Annotated in this window: 27 protein-coding genes, 1 rRNA gene and 1 other annotated feature; all 28 genes read left to right on the top strand. The window is 51.3% G+C overall.

Annotation, left to right across the window (positions count from 1 at the left end; all coding sequences use genetic code 11):
- Positions 1–154 precede the first annotated feature (154 nt).
- Complete coding sequence (locus tag BLQ82_RS18570) at positions 155–1,330, top strand: glycosyltransferase (RefSeq protein ID WP_062521314.1); 1,176 nt, start codon at positions 155–157, stop codon at positions 1,328–1,330.
- Positions 1,331–1,407: 77 nt separating this feature from the next.
- Positions 1,408–2,703: an SPOR domain-containing protein gene (locus tag BLQ82_RS18565; protein ID WP_074648382.1), complete on the top strand. Its 1,296-nt coding sequence runs from the start codon at positions 1,408–1,410 to the stop codon at positions 2,701–2,703.
- A 288-nt stretch (positions 2,704–2,991) separates the two neighbouring features.
- Complete coding sequence (locus BLQ82_RS18560) at positions 2,992–3,237, top strand: DUF4321 domain-containing protein (protein ID WP_020429308.1); 246 nt, start codon at positions 2,992–2,994, stop codon at positions 3,235–3,237.
- A gap of 54 nt (positions 3,238–3,291) precedes the next feature.
- Positions 3,292–3,885: a Maf family protein gene (locus BLQ82_RS18555; protein WP_062521310.1), complete on the top strand. Its 594-nt coding sequence runs from the start codon at positions 3,292–3,294 to the stop codon at positions 3,883–3,885.
- Between the two features lie 15 nt (positions 3,886–3,900).
- Positions 3,901–4,590, top strand: coding sequence for a RadC family protein (gene radC, locus BLQ82_RS18550; protein ID WP_020429304.1), 690 nt, complete (start codon positions 3,901–3,903; stop codon positions 4,588–4,590).
- Between the two features lie 40 nt (positions 4,591–4,630).
- Entirely contained in the window at positions 4,631–5,665 is a 1,035-nt protein-coding gene (locus BLQ82_RS18545) for a rod shape-determining protein (protein WP_042267339.1), read from the top strand.
- A 58-nt stretch (positions 5,666–5,723) separates the two neighbouring features.
- Positions 5,724–6,602 carry a rod shape-determining protein MreC gene (gene mreC / locus BLQ82_RS18540; protein WP_062521307.1) on the top strand — a complete coding sequence of 293 codons (879 nt, stop codon included), beginning with the start codon at positions 5,724–5,726 and terminating at the stop codon, positions 6,600–6,602.
- Positions 6,602–7,132, top strand: coding sequence for a rod shape-determining protein MreD (gene mreD / locus BLQ82_RS18535; RefSeq protein WP_074648380.1), 531 nt, complete (start codon positions 6,602–6,604; stop codon positions 7,130–7,132). The genes mreC and mreD overlap by 1 nt, the downstream gene beginning before the upstream one ends.
- A gap of 81 nt (positions 7,133–7,213) precedes the next feature.
- Positions 7,214–7,873 (top strand): septum site-determining protein MinC, encoded by a 660-nt coding sequence (gene minC, locus BLQ82_RS18530; protein ID WP_062521305.1) that lies wholly within the window; start codon positions 7,214–7,216, stop codon positions 7,871–7,873.
- A gap of 5 nt (positions 7,874–7,878) precedes the next feature.
- Entirely contained in the window at positions 7,879–8,673 is a 795-nt protein-coding gene (gene minD / locus BLQ82_RS18525; protein ID WP_062521302.1) for a septum site-determining protein MinD, read from the top strand.
- A 673-nt stretch (positions 8,674–9,346) separates the two neighbouring features.
- Complete coding sequence (locus tag BLQ82_RS18520) at positions 9,347–10,210, top strand: M23 family metallopeptidase (RefSeq protein WP_062521301.1); 864 nt, start codon at positions 9,347–9,349, stop codon at positions 10,208–10,210.
- Positions 10,203–11,045 (top strand): M50 family metallopeptidase, encoded by an 843-nt coding sequence (locus BLQ82_RS18515; protein WP_062521299.1) that lies wholly within the window; start codon positions 10,203–10,205, stop codon positions 11,043–11,045. The genes BLQ82_RS18520 and BLQ82_RS18515 overlap by 8 nt, the downstream gene beginning before the upstream one ends.
- 68 nt (positions 11,046–11,113) lie before the next feature.
- Positions 11,114–12,355 (top strand): Rne/Rng family ribonuclease, encoded by a 1,242-nt coding sequence (locus tag BLQ82_RS18510; protein WP_062521297.1) that lies wholly within the window; start codon positions 11,114–11,116, stop codon positions 12,353–12,355.
- A gap of 104 nt (positions 12,356–12,459) precedes the next feature.
- Positions 12,460–12,545, top strand: a sequence feature (ribosomal protein L21 leader region).
- 14 nt (positions 12,546–12,559) lie between these two features.
- On the top strand, positions 12,560–12,871 hold the full coding sequence (gene rplU, locus BLQ82_RS18505) for a 50S ribosomal protein L21 (RefSeq protein WP_020429286.1): 312 nt from the start codon (positions 12,560–12,562) through the stop codon (positions 12,869–12,871).
- A 12-nt stretch (positions 12,872–12,883) separates the two neighbouring features.
- Entirely contained in the window at positions 12,884–13,219 is a 336-nt protein-coding gene (locus BLQ82_RS18500) for a ribosomal-processing cysteine protease Prp (RefSeq protein WP_062521295.1), read from the top strand.
- Between the two features lie 18 nt (positions 13,220–13,237).
- On the top strand, positions 13,238–13,549 hold the full coding sequence (gene rpmA / locus BLQ82_RS18495; protein WP_020429282.1) for a 50S ribosomal protein L27: 312 nt from the start codon (positions 13,238–13,240) through the stop codon (positions 13,547–13,549).
- Positions 13,550–13,802: 253 nt separating this feature from the next.
- Complete coding sequence (locus BLQ82_RS18490; RefSeq protein ID WP_062521293.1) at positions 13,803–14,543, top strand: Spo0B domain-containing protein; 741 nt, start codon at positions 13,803–13,805, stop codon at positions 14,541–14,543.
- 15 nt (positions 14,544–14,558) lie between these two features.
- A complete protein-coding gene (gene obgE / locus BLQ82_RS18485; protein ID WP_062521291.1) occupies positions 14,559–15,869 on the top strand; it encodes a GTPase ObgE in 1,311 nt (436 codons plus the stop codon).
- Between the two features lie 186 nt (positions 15,870–16,055).
- On the top strand, positions 16,056–17,231 hold the full coding sequence (locus BLQ82_RS18480) for an SPFH domain-containing protein (protein WP_062521289.1): 1,176 nt from the start codon (positions 16,056–16,058) through the stop codon (positions 17,229–17,231).
- A 12-nt stretch (positions 17,232–17,243) separates the two neighbouring features.
- The gene (locus tag BLQ82_RS18475; protein ID WP_062521288.1) at positions 17,244–17,990 is read left to right on the top strand and encodes a hypothetical protein; all 747 of its coding nucleotides are present in this window, start codon (positions 17,244–17,246) and stop codon (positions 17,988–17,990) included.
- A gap of 14 nt (positions 17,991–18,004) precedes the next feature.
- Complete coding sequence (locus BLQ82_RS18470; protein ID WP_062521286.1) at positions 18,005–18,754, top strand: zinc ribbon domain-containing protein; 750 nt, start codon at positions 18,005–18,007, stop codon at positions 18,752–18,754.
- A gap of 152 nt (positions 18,755–18,906) precedes the next feature.
- Complete coding sequence (locus BLQ82_RS18465; RefSeq protein WP_020429271.1) at positions 18,907–19,344, top strand: ACT domain-containing protein; 438 nt, start codon at positions 18,907–18,909, stop codon at positions 19,342–19,344.
- A 161-nt stretch (positions 19,345–19,505) separates the two neighbouring features.
- Positions 19,506–20,792, top strand: a complete 1,287-nt coding sequence (locus BLQ82_RS18460) for a homoserine dehydrogenase (protein WP_062521284.1) — start codon at positions 19,506–19,508, stop codon at positions 20,790–20,792.
- Positions 20,793–20,849: 57 nt separating this feature from the next.
- On the top strand, positions 20,850–21,830 hold the full coding sequence (gene thrB / locus BLQ82_RS18455) for a homoserine kinase (protein WP_062521282.1): 981 nt from the start codon (positions 20,850–20,852) through the stop codon (positions 21,828–21,830).
- Positions 21,827–22,714: a prephenate dehydratase gene (gene pheA, locus BLQ82_RS18450; protein ID WP_062521281.1), complete on the top strand. Its 888-nt coding sequence runs from the start codon at positions 21,827–21,829 to the stop codon at positions 22,712–22,714. The genes thrB and pheA overlap by 4 nt, the downstream gene beginning before the upstream one ends.
- Before the next feature lie 4 nt (positions 22,715–22,718).
- Complete coding sequence (gene ilvE / locus BLQ82_RS18445) at positions 22,719–23,600, top strand: branched-chain-amino-acid transaminase (protein ID WP_062521278.1); 882 nt, start codon at positions 22,719–22,721, stop codon at positions 23,598–23,600.
- 358 nt (positions 23,601–23,958) lie between these two features.
- A complete protein-coding gene (locus BLQ82_RS18440; protein ID WP_143013490.1) occupies positions 23,959–25,560 on the top strand; it encodes a LysM peptidoglycan-binding domain-containing protein in 1,602 nt (533 codons plus the stop codon).
- A 519-nt stretch (positions 25,561–26,079) separates the two neighbouring features.
- A 16S ribosomal RNA gene (locus tag BLQ82_RS18435) occupies positions 26,080–26,251 on the top strand; the annotation flags it as partial.

Genomic DNA, 26,251 nt, shown 5'->3' with positions numbered 1-26,251 from the left:
CAAATCGACAATCTTTTGGATAGGAATAAGGTACTATTGATCTACATCTAAAGTTTCATAAAAAGCGGCGGGATGTGATCCGCTTGCTTTTTTTCTGCGCATATGTCTGGACATCCCGTTTGATTTTTTCATAGATAACCAAGGAGACAGAGCCATGAGAGAAAGAATGCTGTTCCTATCAGCCCGGAAAGAATGCAGTAAGGAAGAAGAACACCGGACAGAAAGTTTTCTTGACATCCTATTGGAGAGATTTGATATCGACCTCATCGAGTTTTGTGAGTGTGAGCGGGAGCGGGTTGCGGATTCCGGTCACGCGCTTACCGTCCACCGGGTGGAGCAGGCAGCGGCTCCCCGCAGTGCGTTGCTGCGGCCGCTGGACAAGCTGCGCTCCATAGCTGCCTTTGAAGACATTAGTAAAGATCTGCGGACGGAGATCAGGCAGCTCTGCAGCCGGGATACCTACAGTCATGTATTCATTTCCCGCAGATTTCTCAACAACTGTATTGACATGATCTCTTCCCTGCTTCCTGAGGCGGTCATTATTACGGATGCCCACCGGACCTGGAGAAAGGCCGCGGAGAAGGGCGGAACTGTCCGGCGTAAGATCAAGTATCCCTACCACAAACTGAATGAGATCAAGGCCAGGCGGGATGAGCGGAAGCTGATGAATAAGACCGGCTTGCTGCTGACGGCTAACGAGCGGGATGCCCTGTCATTTAAAGCGCTCTCCTTTGCCGATGCAAGCAAGGTACATGTCGTCCCGCCTTTTGTGGATCTTCAGCAATATCAGCACTACGAGCCGGTCTGCAAAGAGAACGGGATCATGCTCCACTGGGATATGCATAAGGTACAGGGCCGGAATGCCGCCTTATTATTCCATGAGAAGGTTTACCCGCTGATCCGGGCTGAGGTCCCCGATGTTCAATGCTACATTGTGGGCAGCGCTGTTGATTCTACAATTATGGCCCTCTCCAAGACGGACTCCTCCGTGAAGATTATTGAGGATACCAGCCTTGCCGGGGAATACATACGCCGGGCAAAAGCGGTGATTGCGTGTCCGGATGAAGGCTGCGGAGGCCAGAAAAAGATTCTGGAAGCGTGGGCGCTCCGGACTCCAGTGGTAACCAGCCCGCGGGGCGCAGAGGCATTAATCTGCGAGAACGGAAGGAATATATTGCTGGCCGGGACCGCCAGGGGTATTGCCGAGCAGACAGTCATGCTGCTGCAGACCCCTGAGCTTGCCTCCCTTATCTCTGACCGTGCTTACCGTACGCTGCTTAATCATTATGAGGTGAAGAACGTGAAAGCCAAAGTGCTTAGTCTCGTGTAATTATATTAAAATAGCATATCTTTCTCTCGTCTATCATATATTGCTTGTAGAATAGACGACAGTGAGGTGTGAAAGCGTTGAGTAACGGAAGAATGACGTTCAAGTTTGACGCGGATACCGGGAATACAAGGACTGAGCCATTTAACCGCAGGTCAGGGTCCGGGCTGGGCACTGCCAGGGACTACGCGGAAGCAGGGCAGCGGCGGGAGGTGGAGCTGCTTCAGCAGCGCTACCCGGGTGACACCGGCATAGAGAGCCCGCGCAAAGAGGTCTCTAAGGAACCGGAGGAGTATGATCCCGCTCTGCTATACCGGGAGGATCAGGAGGACCGGATCAGTACACGCGAGGATACAAGACCATTTTTCTTTCACTCTGATCATCCGCCTGATCTATGGGACCAGCCCCCGCGTTATCCTCATGCTCCGGCAGAGGACTATAAAGATTGGCCAGAAGAACGCAGCCATGGTCCGGAGTGGTCCACTGAGTACGGGCAGTATGAAGATAATCCGCTTCGTGGAGGCAGTTATGGCGGCTCCTACCATGCCCGGCGTCCTTCCTATTGGTGGAAGCTCGCACTTTCCATCGCCGGCGCTCTCGGAACCGGCATCCTGCTTGGATATGCGGCGCTGTCCTTGTTTGGTGGTGGAAGCCTCACGGGAGGCAATAACACTCCAAGTGTGACTTCGCCAGCCGTACAGAGCGGGACGGATACTGGTGCTGTCCTGCCCCCGGACGCAGGCGGGAATGCGGGGATGAACCGTATTCCAGTGAAGGTTGCAGCACAGACCTACTACCTGCTGCAGTACGGTGTGTTCAGCACTCCTGCGGGAGCGGAGCAGGCCAGGCAGGAACTGCTTGCCGCCGGACTTGCCGCCGGACTGGATCCGGCGGACGGCAACCGGGTGTACGCCGGCATGTCGCCTGACCGCGAACAGGCCAAGCTGCTCAGCAGCGGTCTCAAGAATCAGGGGATTGAGCTGTACGTCAGGGAGGTCTCGCTCCCTGCTGTGGAGCAGACCGCCTTTGCAGGATCGGCAGAGACTGTAGACAGCTACTTCGCCGCCAGCGGGAAGCTGCTTAGCGGGCTCAGCAGCCTGTCCGCTTCGCAGTTAAGCGGGCAAGGAGGAACGGCGGACAGCGCTGCGGTCAGCGATCTTCATATGCAGTGGACTGAAGCTGTCCGGGCACTGGAGCCTGGCCTACCGGCAGCGGCGCAGAAGCTCTGCGCCGGGCTGGAGAAATCTGTGAGCCGGGGGATCTCCGCGCTGAATGAATATAATAAGAACCAGGCCCAGGCCTTGCTGTGGGAGGTACAGGAAGCGATGATGAGTTTTCTCACCACCCAGAAAAGCCTGCTTTCCGCCTTGTCCTGAACGCCTCTATTCATATAAAGACTAGACACAGCAATCCCACGTTTTGGCTGTCTGCCGGGCAGGGGATTGCTGTTATTTTTGAGAGGTGAAATATTCATAAATGATCTGTTTCCAATGCCTCCAGGCTCAGATGGTGTAAAGGGTCTGCAATTGCAGCCGGCTGGCTTTACATCAGTCTATGCTTGCCGGAGAGTGGTAATCATTTCCGTACCCGATTTTGCGTTTGTGTTGAACCCCGTTTCACCGTATAATAATTAGGGTGTCAAAAAATGGCGAGGGAAGACTTAGATGAAGAAGAAAAATGTGGGAATACTGCTGTTATTTCTTATTCTGGGCTGGCTGGCCGGGGCGTGGATCGCCAAACTGCTGGAACCTGTAAAAGGTCTGTCTTTTCTTACAGCCTCGACTGTACTCAAATGGTCGCCGCAAGCCGATTTGGACATCATAACCTATGACATCACTATTCATTTGAAACTGTGCTTGCTCAGTCTTGCCGGGATTATAACGGCCCTTTGGCTCTACCGGAGGCTGTAGCTTCGATGTTTACTGAGAAGGGACGTTTATTCAGTGGAGCATGACAACTCACGAATGATTATTCTTGCATCGGGTTCACCGCGCCGCCGGGAGCTGTTAACTCTGCTGGGCTTGCCCTTTGAAGTCATCTCAAGCGATGCTGACGAGAGCACGCCGCCAGGCTTAACGCCCGCAGAAATTGTGCGCAGCCTTGCGCTCCGCAAAGCGGAGGCTGTACTGCCTTCTGCCGGAGAACGTGCTGCCGTTATCGTCGGCAGCGATACGATCGTGGTGCTGGGGAACCAAGTGCTCGGCAAGCCGGCGGACAAGCAGGACAGCAGAGACATGCTGCAGCTGCTGCAGGGCCGGACACATCAGGTATACACCGGAGTAGCTTGCATAGGGCTGCCAGAAGGGAAGACCGTGGTAGAGCACCGGGTAACCTCTGTAACCATGAGAGCGATGAGCATGGATGAAATCTCCGCTTACATAGCGACCGGAGAACCTGCCGACAAGGCTGGTTCCTATGCGATCCAAGGGCTGGGCGCCACCCTGGTGGAACGGATTGAGGGCTGTTATTTCAACGTGGTCGGATTGCCGTTGTCGCTGCTTGGGGAGATGCTGTCGGGTTTTGGCATCTCGGTGCTGGGCCGGCAGCGGAGCTATTAGGAAAGAGGGATAGGGATGGAGTCGCAAACATTTATGCTGCGGGACCTCCCCCATGAAGAACGACCACGAGAGCGCATGATGCATTATGGGGCGGAATCATTAAGCCAAGCGGAGCTGCTGGCCATTCTGCTGCGTACAGGTACGCGGGCGGAATCGGCTATTCATATTGCCCAGCGGATGCTGGGGGTAGCAGGCAGTCTTCGCGGGCTGGCGGACCTAAGCATTGAAGAACTGACGAATATCAAAGGCATCGGCCCTGCCAAGGCCGTGCAACTCAAAGCTGGCATAGAGCTGGGAAGACGAATGGCAAACTCCCGGCTGACCGAGCCGGTCATCATCCGCAGTCCCCAGGACGCGGCGGAGATATTGACTGAGCAGCTGCGTTACTTGCAGAAAGAGCATTTTGTCTGCCTTTTTCTGAATACGAAGAATCATGTTATTGCGCAGGAGACATTATCCATGGGCAGCCTCAACGCCTCCATCGTGCATCCCCGCGAGGTGTTCAGGGCAGCTATGAAATGCAGCAGCGCAGCAATCATATGCGCACATAATCATCCGAGCGGCGATCCTACGCCCAGTCCGGAAGACATCTCCTTAACCTCAAGACTGCTTCAGGCCGGGGAGATTGTCGGAATCGATGTGCTGGATCACCTGATCATTGGAGACAGCAGATTTATAAGTTTGAAGGAAAAAGGATTCATGTAATACAATTGGGTAGATATACAAGGAAAAGGAGAATACAAGCATGTTAGGTGGTTTTACGAAAGATTTAGGAATTGACCTGGGGACAGCGAATACGCTCGTCTATGTACGCGGCAAGGGGATCGTTGTCAGAGAACCTTCCGTTGTGGCCATTAATACAGATACCAAGACGATTGAAGCGGTAGGCGAATCTGCCAAAAAAATGATCGGCCGCACGCCGGGAAATATCCGTGCCATTCGTCCAATGAAGGACGGGGTTATTGCCGATTTTGATACAACGGCAACTATGATTAAATATTTCATCCGCCAGGCGCAGAAACAGCGTTCGATGTTCCAGCGCCATCCGAATGTGATGGTGTGTGTGCCATCCGGCATCACTGCTGTGGAACAGCGTGCTGTGGAGGATGCTACCAAGCAGGCCGGCGCACGTGAGGCTTATATAATCGAGGAGCCTTTTGCGGCTGCCATTGGTGCGGACCTGCCGGTATGGGAACCGACTGGCAGTATGGTCGTCGATATCGGCGGCGGTACGACTGAAGTAGCTGTTATCTCTCTTGGCGGTATCGTAACCAGCCGTTCGGTGCGGGTTGCCGGAGACGAGGCGGATGAGTCCATCATCCAGTACATCAAACGGCAGTATAATCTCATGATCGGGGAACGCACCTCGGAGCAGCTCAAGATGGATGTGGGTTCCGCCCTGCCGCTTGAGAAGACAGAAACGATGGAGATCCGCGGACGTGATCTCGTGACCGGACTGCCCAAGACCCTGACTATTACCTCTGATGAGATTTGTGAAGCGTTATCGGATACTGTTAATGCTATTGTGGAAGCTGTGAAGGTCACGCTGGAGAAATGCCCTCCGGAGCTGGCAGCCGACATTATGGACCGGGGCATTGTTCTTACCGGCGGCGGCGCCCTTCTGCGCAATTTGGATAAGCTGCTGGCCCGCGAGACCGGGATGCCTGTGATCGTCGCTGAGAATCCGCTGGATTGTGTTGCCATTGGAACAGGCAAAGCGCTGGAGAATATTCATCTCTTCAAAAGCCGCACCGGCTCCAGTCTTCGCTCCAAGCGTTAGAACCTGGCTTGTCTGTGAACGTCAACCCCTGATATGGGAGAAATACGTTTGTTAGAGGGTGTTGAAACTGTTTAAGCTGTTTAATAATAAACGTTTGTTCATATTATTGATTGCCTTGGTCATGTTTATCGTTGTCATGGGTTTCAGCCTGGGGACCAGAAAATCCTTGTCCTGGCCGGAGAATTTCCTGAGAGATACGACCGGTTTCGTGCAGAACCTGTTCTACAAGCCCGCTGGATATGTAGCGGGCTTGTTCCAAGATATCGGGAATTTGCATGAGCTGGCCGAGGAGAATGAGGAGCTCAAAATCCTCGCTGCCCAGTTTGCGCGCGAAAAAGCTCAGTATAATTTCATCAAGGCGGAGAATGAATGGTACAAAAAAGAACTAAAATTTACTACGGCGCAGAAAAATCTGTACAATTATGATTACCGAATCGCTAACGTCGTCAGCTTGACGACCGAGCCGAGCAACAACACACTGGTTATTGACCTTGGAGCCAAGGACGGAATTAAACTGAATATGTCCGTGACCTCCGTAGAGGGATTGGTTGGGGTAATCAGCCAGGTAAGCAATTTCACCTCCACCGTGAAGCTGATGACCATGATGGATGTGAATGATCCGAACTCCCAGCCGCCCATTGCAGCGACCGTCTTCAATAAGGAAGGGAAGACCTTCGGAATGATTGAATCCTATGACCAGCAATCCGGTATGCTGATGATGAACAAAATACCGGTAGGAGATCCGATAGCCGTGAAGGATAAGATTATATCCTCGGGTATTGGGGGAGTCTACCCGCGCGGGATGATCATCGGAACGGTTGAAAGTGTTAAGGTAGGGGAATACGGGTTGACCTCAACGGCAATCATCAAACCGGCGGCGGGTTTTCAGGACTGGAAGGAACTGTTCGTTGTCTTTACGCAGGAGCGTGCCGAATAGTGAAGATGCGCAGATCCGTCCTAATTCTATTGTTAATTGTCTTGTTTATGCTAGAAGGCACGATTATGCCCTGGTTGCTCCCGAATGCCTGGGAGATGCGGATTATTCCGAATCTAGTTTTTATTGTGATTCTGTTTGTAACGATATACCATCACCGCCATACCGCACTTATCCTGGGCTTATCCTTTGGGATGCTGCATGATGTGGTGTTTTATGGCCGGATTCTTGGTGCCCATTCCTTTGCAATGGGAGTGTCAGCTTATTTGATCGGCTTGATATTCCAGCTGCCGCGTGCGCCGCTGCCGCTGATGATGACGGTGGTGCTGCTGGGCAGTCTGCTTGAAGACAGTGTGCTTTTTGCCATTTACAGCGTATTTAATTTAAGCCAGGTTCCTTATAACTGGGCATTGCTGCATCACATGCTGCCTACCATGTTATTTCATTTTGCTGTTGCCCTGCTCCTCTACGTGCCTCTCCGCAAGCAGATTGAACGGCTGAAGAAAGAGACACACAAGGAAGAGGCTGTGTAAAGCCGGACTGCATTTTCTTACATGGGAAAGAAGGAATTTGCCTGGCCCGGCACGAATGAATGAGAATGGGGGGACAGGCAAATGACAGTACAATCCAAGCATGTAAGGATCAAGGGCATCAAGGATGGCCTGGTATTCCTGCTAGACGACAAGTGCCCCTTTGAAGATCTCTTAAGCGAGCTTCGGTATAAGCTGGAGCACAGCCATCAGAATATATTGACCGGACCTATTGTGCATGTGGACATTAAGCTGGGCAGCCGTTCGGTGTCCGAAGAAGAGAAGGAAGCTGTGCTGGACATTCTGAAGAGCCAGGGCAATCTGCTGATCCGTTCCGTTGAAGCTTTGGAAGAACCAGGCGACAAGGACACTGATGCCCTGTTTATGGTCAGCGGAATGATTCGTTCCGGACAGGTCCTGCACCATGAAGGGAATCTTTTGTTCCTGGGTGATGTGAATCCCGGAGGGTCGATTACCTGTACGGGTGATATTTATATTCTTGGAGCACTGCGCGGAATGGCTCATGCCGGGGTGGGCGGCAATGAGGAATCCATTATTGCCGCATCCTTGCTGTCGCCTACACAATTGCGGATTGCTGACGTTATCAGCCGCCCACCGGATGAATGGGGAACCCGGGAAAGCAGCATGGAATTTGCCTATCTATCGAGCGGTGCTATGCAAATTGACAAAATTCATAATATAGTCAAATTACGTCAGGGTTTAAATGTTTTTAAAGGGGTGTAGCCTCCATGGGAGAAGCGATTGTCGTAACCTCGGGCAAAGGCGGAGTGGGCAAAACAACCACAACGGCCAATATTGGCACCGCGCTTGCATTGCAGGGCAAAAAAGTATGTCTGGTCGATACCGACATTGGACTGCGGAATCTGGATGTGGTTATGGGGCTGGAGAACCGCATCATCTATGATCTGGTCGATGTTGCGGAAGGACGCTGCCGTCTGAATCAGGCGCTGGTCAAGGACAAGCGTTTTGATGAGCTGTACATGCTCCCTGCGGCCCAGACCAAAGACAAGACCTCCGTTACACCGGAGCAGGTGAAGGATATTATTCTTGAACTCAAAAAGGAGTATGAATACATCCTGATCGATTGTCCGGCCGGGATCGAGCATGGCTTCCGCAATGCTATTGCCGGAGCAGACAAGGCGATTGTTGTGACTACGCCGGAGCATGCTGCCGTGCGGGATGCGGACCGGATTATTGGCCTTTTGGAGCAGTCGCATGTAGAATCGCCGAAGCTGGTTGTTAACCGGATCCGGCCCGGGCTTATCAAAACAGGTGATATGCTGGATATTGAGGATATCCTGCAGGTGCTGAATATTGATTTGATTGGTATTGTTCCGGATGACGAACTGGTGATCAAGGCAGCTAACAGCGGGGAGCCTACCGTCATGAATCCCGACTCGGCAGCGGCAATCGCTTACCGCAATATCGCCCGGCGGATACTGGGGGATGCGGTGCCATTGATGCAGCTGGACAAGAAACCGGGGGCCTTCAAGAAGTTGAAGAAGTTCTTCGGTATGGGTTGAACGGACTCAAGGTTCCGGCCAGCCTAGCAAGCTTCAGAGAAAGAGCCTGCCTGCAGATAGTCTGCAGCGGGCTCTTTGTGCTTATATTAGGATCACTTGAATGTTGCCGGAGGTGCGTGCAGGAGCAATCGGGTCCATCTGCAGCATGAAGCGGACAGAGAAGACGCTATTTTGCAAAAAGCTCACCTTTTCCAGACGATCCGGACTCAGGAGCCGGTGAACAAGCGATAGCTGGAAAAAAGGAACTTATTTTTCCCGAAAATCAACAATCGTGAGATTTAAGTGGAAAAAAGGAACTTATTTGGGTTATTATACCTCGCCATGGGCGAAATGAGCTGAATTAGTGTACCTTTTCCACTTCATCTGCGGGGAACAGAACGCTGGGGCAGATTAGTTAACCTTTTTCCACTTAGAGTTGCCGCAGGATTCATGGAGAGCGTTGATTTAAGTATATTCACCTGTAGGAGCGCCAGTTGCTAGATAGCGGAAGAGGAATTTATGTTCACTGCTCCACCTGAGTTTGTTACGATTCAAGCAGGAAGTTCCTCACAAAGTGTATCTGAACCGTTCAGTTTTGTTTTTTGTTTCTGTTCCCGTCCCGGCGGGGCTTGTTCTAAATCAGCCCAGGTCTTTCATAAAATAAAAGTAAAACAAGCCCGCCGGAGGGATCAATATGGAACAGAAATCAGGTATTAAAGGCCGCCGCAAGGAACGCATCCGCAGCCTGCTGGAGGTGGACGATTCTCCGCAAACGACAACTGTGCCGCCGCTGTATGCGCTCCCTGACCAGACAACAACCTTCAAGGAATGGGGAGAGGGCGCTGCCCATGATTTTAACACAGACCGCGAGCCTGACCCTGAGGTCCTATGGAAGCAGCGGCGCGGGGGCTGGGTGGATGAAGGGGGAGGGGACAAGCCGCGTTTTGCTTCGGGTTTTATGCGGAGAACCATCGCGAGCATTGTTGTTTTTGGTGCGGTGTGGGGAATCTTTGCCATCCAGCAGCCCTGGGCGCTCAAAGCACAGTCATTCATTACCGATGCGCTCAGCAGGGATATGGATTTTGCCGCTGCGCAGGTCTGGTATGAGGAGCATTTCAGCGGAGCGCCGGCATTCATTCCGATCTTCGGCGGCGAAGATCAGCCTGCAGAGAAGGTAACCGCCGCCCATGATCTGAGCACCCCGCTTGCAGGCAGTATTGTCCGGCCTTTTGCTGCTACTATGAATGGTGTGGAGATTATGCCTGCAGAAGATTCAAACGATACGCTGACAGTGAAAAGTGTAGATACGGGAAGGGTACTGTCCGTTGCCAAAGAAGCGGAGGGCGGGATTCGGGTCACGGTACGCCATACCGGGGATATAACGGCGGAATACGGGCATCTGAGCGGGACAAAACTGGCAGCGGATGACTGGGTGCAAAGCGGGGATGCTGTGGGCTGGCTGGAGGAAACGGAGAATGCTTCAGTGCCGCTGCTTTTTTTTGCAATTATGAAAGACAAGACTTATATTGATCCCGCTGAAGTGGTATCGTTTGATTAGGATCAGGGGAATCCAGCTGTCGCTGCACCCGCTGTTTGTTCTGATCATGCTGCTCTCTGTGGTCACAGGCCAGTTTCTGGAACTGCTGACGTTGTTCACAATTGTGTTCATTCATGAAATGGGACATGTCTGTGCAGCGCTGCTCTGCGGGGTTCAGGTGAAATCGGTGCAGCTGCTGCCATTCGGGGGGGTAGCCGTGATGGAGGATCATGGGCGTCTGACCGCTATCCGGGAGATGGGCATCGCTATAGCCGGGCCGCTGCAGAATGTGCTGCTGATCGTCATGGCCTACGGACTCCAGCAGACCGGATATGGCACTAGTAGGTTCCTGGATTATTTTATACAGGCCAATGCGATTATTGCGTTATTTAATCTTCTGCCTGTCCTCCCTCTGGATGGCGGCAAAATCTTTCAGGCGATGCTTAGTCTGCTGCTTCCCTACTATGCCACTTTGCTATGGTGCGGCAGAGTGAGCATCGCGGCGAGTGTGCTGGTGGTCGGGTATGCAATGCTGCCGCTTGGCACTGGTGGAGGGCTCCGGCTGAACCTGCTGATGATCGGGGCTTTTTTGCTCTATTCGAACCTTACGGACCAGCGTAATCTGCCTTACCGCTTCGTTTCCTTTTTAATGAACAGAGAAGCTGTATATGAACGGTACCAGCAATCGGGAAGTGCCGCCCGTCCAATTGTTGCCTTTTCCGCGAAACCTTTAGATGATATATTGCGTCTATTTAAACGGAACCAATATCATTTTATCTATGTGATGAATGAGGAGAAGAGCATCGTGGCCGTTGTGCCGGAGCAGAAGCTGATCTCTTCTTATTTTGGAATGTAAAATATGGATTTGAACCATCCCGCTGTTAAGATGTCAGAGAAAGATCGATTGAAACCAGAGGTGAAGCCATGAAGCAAATGATCGTTCATTGCACGCAGCATGTTACCCGGATGGCTCTTCTGGACAACGGGAGTCTGGTCGAATATGCAGCCGAACGTGATCAGCAGCAAGGGCTGGTCGGCAGTTATTACAAGGGACGGGTCATGAATGTGTTGCCAGGCATGCAGGCCGCTTTTGTTGATATCGGACAGAAGAAGAATGCTTTTTTATATGTAGATGATGTGCTGCATCCCCATCTGGAAAGGCAGCCGGAGGTGAAGCCCTCCATTGAAACGCTGCTGCAGCCCGGCCAGGAAATAGTGGTCCAGGTGAGAAAAGAGCCGCGGGGCGGCAAGGGTGCGCGTGTAACAACCCACTATACGCTTCCGGGACGCTGGATGGTGTACATGCCCTATGCGGATTATGTCGGTGTATCCAAAAAAATCAGCCGGGAATCCGAACGTGCCCGGCTGAAGGCCATCGGTGAGCGGCTGCGGCGGCAGGAAGAAGGAATTATTATGCGGACCGTCTCGGAGGATGAACCGGCGGAGGCCGTGGAAGGCGACCTTTCCTTTCTCCGGTCCCAATGGGAGATGATTACCCGCCGGGCGCAGGAGAGTGCGGCACCGGCTCTGCTTCATTCGGATCTCAGCATTGTCCAGCGGTTCATCAGGGATGCCTTCAATCCGCAGCAGGATGAGCTGATGATTGACTCGGCGAAGGCGGTCCGGGAAGCGGAGGCTTTTCTGAACGATATGGCTCCGGGGAAGCACAAGCCCGTCCGCTTCTACCATGGACAGGAGTCGATCTTTACCGCATACGGGGTGCAGGAGCAGCTTCATCGAAGCTTCGGACGTAAAATCACCCTGGAAGGCGGGGCAACACTGATCTGGGATGAGACGGAGGCACTCACCGTCATTGATGTCAACACTGCGCAATACACGGGCGGAACTTCACTGGAGGAGACGGTAACGCGCACGAATCTGCTGGCGGCGGAGGAAATCGGACGTCTGATCCGCTTGCGGGATACGGGAGGCATTATTATCATTGATTTTATTGATATGCAGCGTGAAGAGCACCGGAAGATGGTTACGGAACGTCTGGAGCGGGTCATCAGCCGTGACCGCACACAGACGCATATTCTTGGCTGGACCCATCTGGGACTGCTGGAGATGACCCGCAAGAAGGCGAGACATGACTCTGCGGGCTTTGCCCCGGTGATTTGCCAATGCTGCGGAGGCACAGGCAAAGTTGGCGCGTGGCTGGAATAGCTCCCAGTTTTACAGTAGCCTGGGTTATAGTTTTTTTCTGCCATTGACTGAACGAAATATGTGTGATATTATCTTCAAGTATGTGTTTGGTTGTTCTAATCCTGCACATGCTGCAACCGCTCCGATCGGGTACTTAAGCGCGGTTCCTCCGGGAATTTGCCACCTAGACTAGGCGAGTCTGAGACATGAGGAGGTGCAAGTACAATGTATGCAATTATCGAAACTGGCGGTAAACAATACAAAGTCCAAGAAGGCGACGTATTGTTCATTGAGAAGCTGGATGCTGAAGACGGCGCAAGCGTAACGTTTGACCGTGTATTGGCTGTTTCCAACGACGGCGGTCTGACTGCAGGAACTCCGCTGGTAAGCGGCGCGTCTGTAACAGCTAAAGTCGAGAAGCATGGTAAAGGTCAGAAGGTTGTAGTTTTCAAATACAAACCGAAGAAGAACTACCACAAGAAACAAGGTCATCGTCAACCGTACACCAAAGTAACAATCGAGAAGATTCAAGCGTAAGAAGGTGCGTTAATGATTAACGTGCGGATTACACGGGCTTCTGCTCAAGGTGCGATTGTCGGTTTTGCTGTTAAAGGGCATGCGGAATACGCGAAGAACGGCAGGGATATCGTCTGCGCCGGTGTTTCTACCGTCACGGTTGGAACGGTGAATTCGATTGAAAGTCTGACAGGCGTTGTTCTGGATACTTCGATGAAGGATGGCTTTCTAAGCGGAACCCTGGTTCCGGTGGACGATCCTGAAGTTTCCGCCAAGGTTCAGCTATTGCTGGAATCCATGGTGCTTATGCTCGGTGATATCGCAGATTCATACGGGAAGTATATTAAGATACAGGAAGTTATTATTTAAAGAAGGAGGTTGACCAACATGTTGAAATTGGATCTTCAATTGTTCGCATCGAAAAAGGGTGTAGGTTCCACTAAGAACGGACGTGATTCCCACTCCAAACGTCTTGGCGTGAAACGTGCTGACGGTCAAGCAGTTACCGGCGGCAACATCCTGGTTCGTCAACGCGGAACCAAAATCCACCCGGGCACAAACGTAGGCATCGGTAAAGATGATACCTTGTTTGCTCTGGTTGATGGCGTAGTGAAGTTCGAACGTTGGGGACGCGATCGCAAAAAAGTGAGCGTGTACCCGGTTGATGTCGCTCCGGTAGCAGCGGCACTGGAAGCGTAAGCTTTCAAAATCAAATTGCAAGCAGAAGCCTCCGGCATGAGTGCCGGGGGCTTTTTTTCAAGATATAAGGATTTATATGTTCACGCCACAAATCATTCTTATATTTCCCGTTTCTGCTTGAGAGTAGAGACCTGGATTTGAAATGCTGGTGATTGCCGAGAAAGCCTGTGTTATACTGGGAAATGGTAAATATCAGTGGAGAGTAACAGTTAAATTGGCATGAATTTTGCGAACTGAGGGACGGGGAGAAAGAATGAAATCCTGGAAATGGTTGATCTGGGCAGTCATGTTATCCGTAATGCTTCCTTTAGGCCTCGTGTATTGGCACACTTCCCTTTTGACATGCCTGCTGCTTGCCGTATGGGTAGCTGCGGTGCTTGCTTACAGCTTTTTTTACAACCGGCGTCATTTTGAAGAGGAGCTGCGCCTACAGGAGAAGACTTTACAGCTGGCGGCGAACCGGACACTTAATCATCACCGGCATGACTGGATGAATGATCTGCAGGTGCTTTACGGATATATCCAGCTCGGCAAGCCTGATAAATCCTTGGAGTGTGTGGGAAGAATAAAGGAGCGGATTGCCTTGGACAGCCGTATCGCTAAGCTCGGCATTCCTTCGCTTGTGTTCTATTTGCAGTCTTTCCGCACCTTCAGAAGCAGCCTGGAGCTGGAAGTGCAGGTAGAAGAAGGACTGCAGCTGGAGAACAAGCTCAGCCCGGATACGGGAGAAGAGCTGACACAGGTGATCATGCAGACGGTGAGGGCTTACCAGTACAGTGGACTCGCCCCGGAAGGCGATACACGGAAGCTTCTGCTCGGTTTTGCACAGGATGGAGGAGACATTCTGGTCTCTTTCGAAAGCGAGGGGGATCATGGCGATCCCGAGCTGCTGCAGGGGCAAATTTATAATATAGTACAAGGAAAAATTATCAAAGCAGAGCAGCCTAAACGGGGTAATTCCAATGTAAAGCTTCGGCTGCCTCTGGGAATGTAAGGAAGGTGAACATGAATGTTCGTAGATAAGGCTAAGATTTATGTAAAAGGCGGCGATGGCGGCGATGGTCTGGTGGCCTTTCGCCGGGAGAAATATGTGCCGGAAGGCGGGCCGGCCGGTGGTGACGGCGGACGCGGGGGAGATGTCATCTTCCGGGTAGATGAAGGCTTGCGCACATTGATGGATTTCCGTTATCAACGCCATTTCAAGGCGGACCGCGGAGTAAAAGGGCGTAACAAAAGCCAGCACGGAGCGAACGCCGAGCATATGATCGTACGCATTCCTCCGGGAACGGTATTGATCGACGATGATACCCAGGAAGTCATTGCCGACATGACCCGCCACGGCCAGCAGGTAGTGGTTGCGCGCGGCGGCCGTGGCGGCCGGGGGAATATCCGGTTCGCCACAGCGGCCAATCCAGCTCCTGAATTAGCGGAGAATGGGGAAGAAGGCCAGGAACGCTATATCGTGATGGAACTGAAGGTGATGGCGGATGTAGGGCTTGTGGGCTTTCCAAGCGTGGGCAAATCCACCCTGCTCTCCGTCGTTTCCGCTGCACAGCCGAAGATCGGTGCGTATCACTTCACAACCATTACTCCGAATTTAGGTGTGGTGGATGTAGGAGACGGCCGCAGCTTTGTTATGGCCGATCTGCCGGGACTTATTGAAGGAGCAAGCGAAGGGGTAGGTCTCGGACATGAATTCCTGAGGCATGTGGAACGCACCCGGATCATCATCCATGTTGTGGATATGTCCGGCTCCGAAGGGCGCGATCCCTTTGAGGATTGGGTGAAGATTAATGACGAGCTAAGGCAATACAATGCCGGTCTTATTGAACGTCCGCAGATCGTAGCCGCCAACAAGATGGATATGCCTGAATCGGAGGCGAATCTGGCTGCTTTCCGCGAGAAGGTATCGGAGCTTCGGCCGGATCTGGAGATTATGCCGATTTCTTCACTTACCCGTCAGGGGGTGCAGGAGTTGCTCTACCGGGCAACAGATCTTCTCGACAGCATCCCGGTGGCTCCGGTTGTGGAAGAAGTAGCAGAGACCAAAGAACGCAAGGTATACAAGCTCGAGGCGGAAGAGGACAATTCCTTCACCATTACGCGGGATAACGATGCCTTTGTGGTCAGCAGCCCGCGGATTGAGCGGATGCTGAAGCGGATGCAGCTCAGCACACATGATGCTATACTTAAGCTCGCGCGCACACTGCGCCACATGGGTGTGGATGCCGAACTGCGCAAACGTGGTGCTGTGGAAGGGACTATTGTCCGAATCGCTGATTTTGAGTTCGAGTTCGTGGAGAACAGCAGTTATTATTAAGAGGCTGCCGATTTAATGTGAAACCAAACGCTGACTGTGCTTTCCCGGATAGGGGGCATGGCCGGCGTTTTTTTGCAAAAGGAACCCAAATTATACCTAAGTCGTATACAATTAAGTAGGGAAATTTACAAGTCAACAACCGATATATATACTACATACCTATGGTCAGGAAAGAAGGACAGGCAGATGGCAATCATCGAAGTTGTAAAATATGACGGGCCTCCGGGCGTATTTGCCTGGAAGTATCCGAACCAGGAACTGGGAACGTGGACGCAGCTGATCGTCAATGAATCCCAAGAAGCGATTTTGTTTAAAGGCGGTCAGGCATTGGACTCCTTTACCGCAGGGAGACACACGCTAAGTACAGCGAACATTCCGCTTCTCTCTAATCTGGTGAACCTTCCCTTCGGCGGCAAATCGCCGTTTACTGCGGAAGTTTGGTACGTGAACAAGCTGAACTCTATGAACGTGAAGTGGGGGACCAGCGCACCGCTGCAGCTTCAGGACCCGAAATATAAAATAATGATTGCTGTCCGCGCCTTTGGGCAGTTCGGTGTCAGAATCGAAGAACCTCGCAAGTTCCTGCTAAAGCTGGTGGGAACGTTGCCACAGTTTGATCAGGGTACGCTGGTCAGTTATTTCCGCGGGCTGCTGATGTCCAATATCAACGAGCTGATCTCTACCTATCTGGTCCACAAAAAAATCAGCATACTGGAGATTAATGCCTACGTAGCGGAAATTTCCAAGCACATTCAAGGCCGGCTGGCTGCAACCTTTCTGGAGAGCGGAATTGAGCTGAATAACTTTTATATTGATTCCATTAGTATTCCCGATGATGATCCGGCAACGGTCAGACTGAAGGAAGCTTTGGCCAAAAAAGCGGAAATGGACATTATCGGCTTCACCTACCAGCAGGAGCGCAGCTTCAATACTATGGAGGAGGCTGCCGGGAATCCGGGGAGTATTGGTGCCGGTATGATGAATACAGGCCTGGGTCTTGGGATGGGGCTTGGTTTTGCCGGCCCGGCCTCCGAGATGATGAACCGGATGACCAGAGGCATCATCATGGAAGGCGGGACTTCCGCAGCGGGCAACACAGTCAAGACATGTCCAAGCTGCGGTACTGGCAATTTTGCTGAGGCCCGTTTCTGCAGCGGCTGCGGCCGCAGCTTTCAGCAACCGGAGGCAGAAGGCACTCCCGGTGACAGCACGTCTTGCCGGAGCTGCGGGGAGCAGGTCGTGCCCGGTGCCAAGTTCTGTCCGCACTGCGGAACCAGCGTGGTTATATCATGTGCTGGTTGTGGACATGTGCTGCAGCCGGGTCAGAAGTTTTGTCCGGAGTGTGGAACAAGGGCCGGATAAAAGGAGAGTCTCATGAAGAGAAATAGAAAATATGTTAGTTGGTTTACAGGGATTTACGCCGCAGTTGTCATTCTCACGTTAGGGTCTCTGGTTATGCTGGGTTTTGCGGATTCTGTATTCCGTACAGTGGTATCCATGATTGCCCTGCTTACTGCAGAAACTGCAGTTTATGCCTACAGCCTGTTCTGGCTGCGGACTGTCGGGAACGCCAAGCGGACTCCTCCAGTCCTCTTGAGCGGGGCTTTAATTATGGCTGTGTACACGGCGGTAGTTTTCTTTTCGGCAATTGTGCTGGACTGGATGCTGGCGCTTCAGCCTTACTGGTATGCCGGAGAGCAGTTGACCGTGCTGATCCTGAGTACCATAGCGCTGGGGGCGATTGGGCTATATGGGTGGAATGCCGGGGTCCAGGAGCAGAGAACGGCTGATGCCGGCCGAAATCTTCGTCTTCATCTGATGGAGATAACGGAAATTGGGACTATTGCCCGAACCTGGAATAATCCGGGAGCGGAAGAATTGAAACAGCTGCTCATGAATCTGGAAGAACAATTCAAGTACAGCGATCCCATATCAGACCCGGCGATATATGAGACGGAGGATATCATCCGCCAGCAGATTTCTCTGCTGCATGATCATGTAGTATTGCTGCTTGTATTGCAGGAACCCCCGGCAGATTGGAGGCAGCAGACAGAAAGCTTGGCCGAGAGTATTGCCAGCACGCTTCGGCGGCGTAACCGGGAGCTTGCGGCACTGAAATAGGAGGATTGCACTACATGAATATGTTGACTGGGCAAGAGGGGCAGAACATGCTCCGCTTGCCAAAATATGACCGGACGATATTTGATTATGCAATTATCATCATAGGTTATCTTTTCATGCCGCTTGGTCTGGTACTTGCCTTGATACGCTTTATGGGCAGCCACTTCAAAAATTACCGTAAACCCGCCAACATCAGTCTGCTGTACCACGTTTTTGTGGGCGGTTTTGTGCAGATGATGGTGCTTGTGATCTATATGACGTCTTCGGATGCCGTCGATACAGCTACCTTGATTACAATGCTGATATTGTTTACGGTGCTTCTGCTGCTGCCTGCTTCCGGCTTCGCTGCCAGTGCAGCAAAGGCCAGATTCAAATTTTCACAGCTGGCCCAAGCCTATGTGCAGCTGATCAACGCTAACGGCGTACGCTACCTCGGGAATCTGTCCGAACAGACCGGACAAAGTGAAAGCGATGTGCGGCGGGATATCTTGTATCTCCAGAGTCACGGGGTTTTGGCTGCGGAACTGGTAATTAATGAAGGGCGTACCACAGCAGCACCCCAGGAGCATTTTCGGGAAGGCTTATCTTCGCTTCCGGGTTCAGCCGGCGGACAGGCACAGCCTGTTCCGCAGCCGGCAGCAGCACCGGTACCGCCGCAATTGCCTAAATCTGTCCGCTGCCCGGGCTGCGGAGCGCAAAATACCGTTTCGCCTGGCCAGTCAAAGAATTGTGATTACTGCGGAACGACAATCGCCTATAGCTGAGAAGGCAATAATGCATTAAAAGGATTGCCCCTGGATATCCGGGGGTTTTGCTGCATTTAGACTCAGTAAGTGAAAAGTTATTGCAATATACAGCGGTCATCCCGTATAATGTCCACTATGTAAACACAAAAGTCTTTGGGGTGAGGACGTTCGTGAAAGAACGCTATTATTTGGTCCGCGAGGACATATTGCCTGATGCTGTGCTGAAGACCATGCAGGTCAAACAGCTGCTTGAGGCAGGTGATGCCAAGACGGTACATGAGGGTGTGGAACAGGTTGGGCTTAGCCGCAGTGCATTTTATAAATATAAGGATGGCATTCATTTAATCCATCAGCTGGAACGGGAGCGTATTGTCACGATCTCCATTGATCTGGAGCATGAATCGGGTATGCTGTCCAAGGTGTTGGGATCAGTTGCTGTTCATGGCGCCAATGTGCTGACAATTCATCAGAGTATTCCTTTACAGGGGCGGGCCAATGTGGTTATCTCCGTGGAAATTTCGCATTTGAACGAAGAGCTGGGCGACATGCTGGACAGCCTGAAGGCGATACCCGGAGTGAAGCGGGCCCTGATTATCGGGCAAGGGTAATGCCGCTTCACGAAACTTAGGTAAATGCTCACGAAGCAAGTTTTATTACGTAGAATGTTTAAGTAGTATAGCTTCATAAATTTAAGCTTATGCTTTCGATGTAGTTTTGTTCAAAGCAAATTCAGGGAAATCATGCTCACCAAACTTTTAGGAGGATTCAAATGAAGCCGGTCAAAGTGGGGTTGCTGGGTCTGGGAACAGTAGGTACGGGTGTAGTCCGTATCGTGGAAGGAAATCAGGAGGATCTGAGCAGCCAGGTGGGCTCTCCGATTCTCATTGAACGCATTGCCGTTAAGAATACTGAGAAACCCCGGGATATCGAAGTGGATGCGGCTGCAATCACCGATGATCCCTGGGACGTTATCCGCGACCCGGAGATTGACGTCATCGTAGAAGTGATGGGTGGAATCGCGGGAACGAAGGAATACATTCTGGAGGCGCTGGAACGCGGCAAGCATATCGTGACGGCGAACAAGGATTTGATGGCACTGCATGGCTCGGAGATCCTTGCGAAGGCGCAGGAGAAGCAATGCGATGTGTTTTATGAGGCCAGTGTGGCCGGAGGCATTCCGATTATCCGCACGCTTATCGAAGGCTTTTCCTCTGACAAAATCGTGAAGATTATGGGCATCGTAAACGGGACCACCAATTACATATTGAGCAAAATGAGCCAGGAAGGCGCATCCTATCATGATGTCCTGAAGGAAGCACAAGAACTCGGATATGCCGAATCTGACCCGACCTCCGACGTCGAAGGCCTGGATGCAGCACGCAAAATGGCTATTCTCGGCACACTTGGCTTCCGGACCAATGTGGAGCTTAGTGATGTCAGTGTCAGCGGCATTTCCGGAGTGAGCAAGGAGGATATTGCTTTTGCCAAAAGACTGGGGTACGAAATGAAGCTGCTGGGCATTGCCGAAAGTCATGAGGATGAATTCAGCATCAGCGTGCAGCCGACAATGATCCGGACCGGTCACCCGATCGCTTCCGTCAACGGTGTGTATAATGCGGTATATGTGTACGGTCAGGCTGTAGGAGAAACGATGTTCTATGGTGCAGGAGCAGGTGCTATGCCCACAGCTACATCGATCGTAGCGGATCTGGTCGCCGTTATTAAGAACCTGAAGCTGGGCGTTAACGGGCTGAAGCAGATTGTGCCTTACAAACAGAAGAAGCTCAAGAGTGACGAAGACATCTTCTATAAGAACTTTCTGCTGCTGCATGTAGATGATAAGGCCGGTGTACTGGCCAAAATTACGCAGGTATTCGCGGAGTATGATGTCAGCCTTGATTCCGTGGTGCAGCAAGCCAATCCGAATAATCCGGATGCGGAGATTATTATCGTGACGCACAATGCCAGCAAGGCGAGTATGAATAAAGTAATGCGGCATCTGGAGCAGCTTAAAGTCATTCACCGGATTAAGAGCCACTATCGGGTAGAAGGCTAAACCTTGAATTCCTGCTGACAGCTCCACGCAAAAATAATGAAGGAGATTTTACCAGCTATGAGTATGTACGGAAGGTCTAGAGTAAAAGTACCCGCCAGCACCGCTAATCTGGGACCGGGATTTGATACGCTGGGCATGGCGCTTTCACTATATGCCTGGATTGAAATGGAGGAGGCTGCGGAGACCGAATTTCATCTTTACGGAGATGAGATGGCAGGTGTGGCTAAGGATAAAAGCAATTTGCTTTACCAGGTAGCGCAAATGGTTTTTTCGGAGGCCGGTGTAGCCATTCCGGAGCTTTCCATCACCATGTACTCCGATATCCCGCTTACCCGCGGACTGGGGAGCAGCGCTTCTGCAATAGTCGGCGGAATGGCGGCGGCCAATGCCATGATTGGTTCTCCCCTGAGTAATGCACAGTTGTTCAGTATGGCCACAGCTTTGGAAAAGCATCCCGATAATGTGGGGGCCTCGCTTTTCGGCGGCATCATCACAGCCGTTTGGGACGGTGAGCATGCGGATTACATCCGGATTGAGCCTCCTGAGGAGCTTGAGATTCTTGTAGTCATTCCTGAATTCGAGCTGTCGACTACCAAAGCGCGCGGGGTGCTTCCATCTCAGATTACGGTAAGTGATGCTGTTCATAATATCAGCCGGACCTCGCTGTTAACGGCTGCCCTGGCCGCAGGCCGGCTCGATCTCATCGGCCGCGCCATGCAGGACCGCTTGCATCAGCCTTACCGGGCGCCACTGGTGCCCGGAATGGAGAAGCTGCTGGCCGAGGCGGCAGGGCATGGGGCACTGGGAATTGCGCTGAGCGGTGCAGGGCCCACACTGCTATGCATGGTTGACCGGCAGGAGAGCCGCAAGCCGGAGCTGGAGCTTTTTCTGAAACAAACGATGGAGGAGCATGGGATTCCCGCGCGGACCTGCTGGCTGCCGCCCAGTTCATCCGGTGTGGTCGCAGAACAGATTGAAACAAACCAGATGCAAAGCAGATCATTTTTGGATATGATAAAAGGAGAAAAACAGTTATGAAATCAATAGCAGTGTTGCCGCAGGGCTCGGTGTCGCATGAAGCGCTGCTGCATTTATTCGGTGATGAGCCTGTAAATATTGAGCATCATAAGCTAATCTCCAATGTTTTTCTGGCTACGGCCAATGGAGTGACGGACTATAGCGTGATTCCGATTGAGAATACTATCGAAGGTTCGGTTAGTCTGCATATTGACTGGCTCATTAATGAAGTGAACCTGCCAATGCAGGCGGAGTGGATTTTCCCTTCCATACAGAATCTAATCGGTAATCCCAAGGAATTCACGGACGCTGAAGGCCATAAGGATTACACGAAAGTGGTCAAAATCCTTTCTCATCCCGTTGCCATGGCGCAATGCCTGCAATTTATCCGCGATCACGCTCCCTGGGCCGAACTGGAGTCCGTCGGAAGCACATCTGAAGCAGTGGAGATTGTTTCGAATAATCCCGGCAAAGGCTGGGCTGCGATCGGCACAGCGCTTGGGGCGGCTACGCATGGGCTTGAGGTTGTAGAGCGGCAGGTGACAGACCATAATAACAATTTCACGCGGTTTGTGCTTGTTGGACATCAGAAGCTGGAGCTTCCCCGGAAGAGCAGCGGTGACAAGACCAGTATCCTGGTGACCCTGCCGGAGGATTTTCCCGGAGCACTCCATCAGGTGCTGGCTGCATTTGCCTGGCGGCGGCTGAATTTATCACGTATAGAGTCACGGCCGACCAAGAAGAAATTGGGTACTTATTATTTTTATATTGATGTGATGGAACCGATTGAATCGGTCCTGCTGCCTGGGGCGATTGAAGAGATCAAAGCCTTGGGCTGCCAGGTGCGGATTCTGGGATCGTATCCCACATACACCTATGAGGAAGAGAAAGCGGAGGTGCAGTAAATTCATGGCTGAGCAATGGATCTATTTGGATGGACAACATGTAACGAAGGAAAATGCAAAGGTGTCCGTGTTTGATCACGGATTTCTATACGGAGACGGTATATTTGAAGGCATCCGTATCTACAACGGCAATATTTTTAAATGCAAGGAGCATCTGGACAGACTGTATGATTCGGCCAAATCCATTATGCTGGATATTCCGCTGACTTATGACGAAATGCTGGAAGCTATGGCTGAAACGATACGTCTGAATGACATGCGCAATGGATATATCCGCCTGATCGTTTCCCGCGGCCCCGGCAATCTGGGCTTGGACCCCCGCCGCTGTCCCAAAGCCAGTGTCATCATTATTGTTGAACAGCTGGCCATTTATCCGGAGCAGGCCTATCTGAACGGACTTCGTGCGGTTTCCGTCTCCCAGCGCCGCAATATCCCGGATGCGCTCAATCCTAAGATCAAATCGCTGAACTATCTCAATAACATCCTCGTCAAAATCCAGTCCAATCTGGCGGAAGCCGACGAAGCGATCATGATGAATGCCCAAGGGTATGTAACCGAGGGTTCAGGAGATAATATTTTTATTGTCAAAAGAGGCATAGTCTACACGCCGCCGTGCTACCTGGGCGCACTTGAAGGCATTACCCGCCTGGCAATCATTGAGCTATGCGCCAAGCTGGGACTGACTCTGAAAGAAGAGCCGTTCACTATGCATGACGTATATATTGCCGATGAGGTTTTCTTCACCGGCACAGCTGCCGAAGTGATTGCAGCACGTGAAATCGACGGCCGCATTATCGGCTCAGGGCAGGCAGGCCCCATTACGCTGCAGCTGCTTGAAGAGTTCCGCAATGTTGTAGATAAGGACGGCTATAAGGTTTGGGAGTAATCCTCGACTGCAGTACAAGCTCAGATTTATAAGCAAAAATCCTTTCATGCCATGCATGAGAGGATTTTTTTTGCTTGAGGGATGTCAATCGCCCATAGCCTGCATAAGATGTAGTAACGAAGGAGGCGGCTGTACCGTATATCAGGATCCTGGAAGCAGAATAACCTGAGGAAGGCTTTCGGCACCGGAGTTTGCAGCATAGCTGTACAGGATGCAGGGCTTCAGGGAATTTAAGCATATGCTTCTAAGCTATTTTAGTACAACGCCGTTTACAAAAGTATAAGCCCACACAGCTGGCGTATGCTTTACAAGCAAGCTTTGATGCTCACTAACAAAAATTTTAGGAGGTTATTGCTGCGTGAAAATACACATGGTCAAATCAGGTGAAACGCTGTATGCACTATCGCAAAAGTACGGAGTGCCGCTGCAAAAAATCATCGAGGCTAATCCGCAGATTAGCAATCCTGATGTGCTTGCCGTTGGGGATAAGGTGAAAATTCCTGCGGCTACGGTACCCGTTCCGGAAAATAATGAGGTCTATTACAAACATACTGTCAAGCAAGGCGATACCTTGTGGAAACTGTCCAAAGCATGGGGAATTACACTGAAGGATATGATTGATGCCAATACACAGTTGAAGAATCCAAATGCCCTCTTGGTTGGTGAAATTGTCAATATCCCTAAAAAGGGAAATTCCGCTGTTGTAGAGCCCCAGTCCGCGGCCACTGCTATAATTGACAAAACAAAACTGGGTGCTAAAGATTACACCGGAGTCAAAGAGCAGCCGCCTGCGGAAGTATCGCCTGTCTCAACAACGCCGCCGCCTGCTCCTGCTCCTGTTCCTGAACCGGCTCCTGCGCCAACAAAAGAGCCTGAAGTAGCTCCTGTGATAAACAAAGCTCCAGAAGTGTCACCTATCATGAACAAAGCTCCAGAGGTGTTGCCTGCAGTGAACAAAGCTCCCGAACTGTCACCTGCAATGAATAAGGCTCCAGAAGTGTCGCCTGTCGTGAGCAAGGCAGCAGAAGTGCTGCCAGTTCACGAAATGATTCATGAATCCCAGAGTTTATTTGTCCAAATTTCAGTTCCGGCCCAGGAGGCGATGACTTATGAGATGCCTCAGGGAAAATCCAAATCAGAGGTCGAGCCGGCTTCCTGGCAGGAGAATAAAACATCGCCCTGCGACAATTCATTTGGCTACCCGGGCTTAAGCGCAAATCCATATGTCCTGGATTCCCAACCGGCATATCCGTACTATCAGCCTATGGCTGTAATGGGAATGAACCCGGCCCCGGACTTTGTCCATCCGGCGAACTATATGCAGGATTGTCCTTCCCCATATGGCCTGTATTCGGCAACGGAGTTCCCGGGAGCTTGGTATCCGAATACAGCGCCGGTATATGAGAACATCAGCCCTGTCAGTGAAAATTCCTCATTTGGCATGCCTCAGTACAGCGGACCGTCCCTGAATCTGCCTTGGCCATCATGCGGTTGCGGTGCAGGGGTGCCGGTACAATCCGTTCAACCATATTCCTATGAGCAGCCCATGTATAATAATTATCCCGGTTATATGCAGCCGATGCCAGAAATGATCTCTCCGTATGGAATAGATATGAGCCCGCAGGCTTATTCAGCAGCGCCAAGTACGTTTGCAGCACCTATGGTCTCTAGTATTCCGGCGTATCCAATGTACCCAGGAGTGGAGAATCATGCACATAACCGGGTACCTGAAATTCAAGAGCCTGAATTTTTTCAGCAGGAGACAACACCGCCGGTAGAAGCTGAACGTTCTGAACCTGCAGTGATCAGTAAAGGCAGTGACAAATCGTCCACAGCAAAAGTTAAGACATCAAGTCTGCCTGCCAACAGCAGCAGCAAAAGTTCTGCAAAACAGCGCACCAATCAGAATGCCCGTAAAAACACAACGAAGAAAAGCAAAAATCCATGGATTTCGAACTAAATCATTTATAAGCTAAACTCATCAAGCATGTAGTACCTGCATTAACACAATGTGGGTACTACATGCTTCTTGTGATTATTGGCGGGTAAATAGTCCTGCACGGTGAACCTTTAGAGGGCGTGGGGATCAGTGTATAATTGGTAATATTTAAGGTTGTATTTAGCGGGAGATACGTGTTATATTATACATCCAGCCGCAGATATTATATAAAAGTTTGTGGATTGGAATCATGGATATTTGATTAATAAGCTAACTTGTTTGAAAAAAAGAGTTGCAATTAATTGATAAACATGATATATTATAAAAGTTGCTGGTGACGAGATGATCATCGCCTACGACAAGCTTGATCTTTGAAAACTGAACAACGAGTGAGTGGGATTTCACGCAAGTGAGATCCAAAATTAGAGAATATTTTATTCTCGTCAGATGTTTCAAAATGAGCAATCGCTCTTTTCAATATCTTTTTCGGATGGTTATTTCCTCGGAGTGATTCGGGTGAAGTAGCCACCCGGAAAAACCTAATTGGAGAGTTTGATCCTGGCTCAGGACGAACGCTGGCGGCGTGCCTAATACATGCAAGTCGAGCGGAGTCTTGTTGGAAGCTTGCTTCCAACCTGGCTTAGCGGCGGACGGGTGAGTAACACGTAGGCAACCTACCCTCTAGACTGGGATAACTACCGGAAACGGTAGC

This window comes from Paenibacillus jilunlii (assembly GCF_900102965.1).
GTDB lineage: Bacteria > Bacillota > Bacilli > Paenibacillales > Paenibacillaceae > Paenibacillus_AQ > Paenibacillus_AQ jilunlii.
This window is presented reverse-complemented; position numbering and strand designations above follow the sequence as displayed.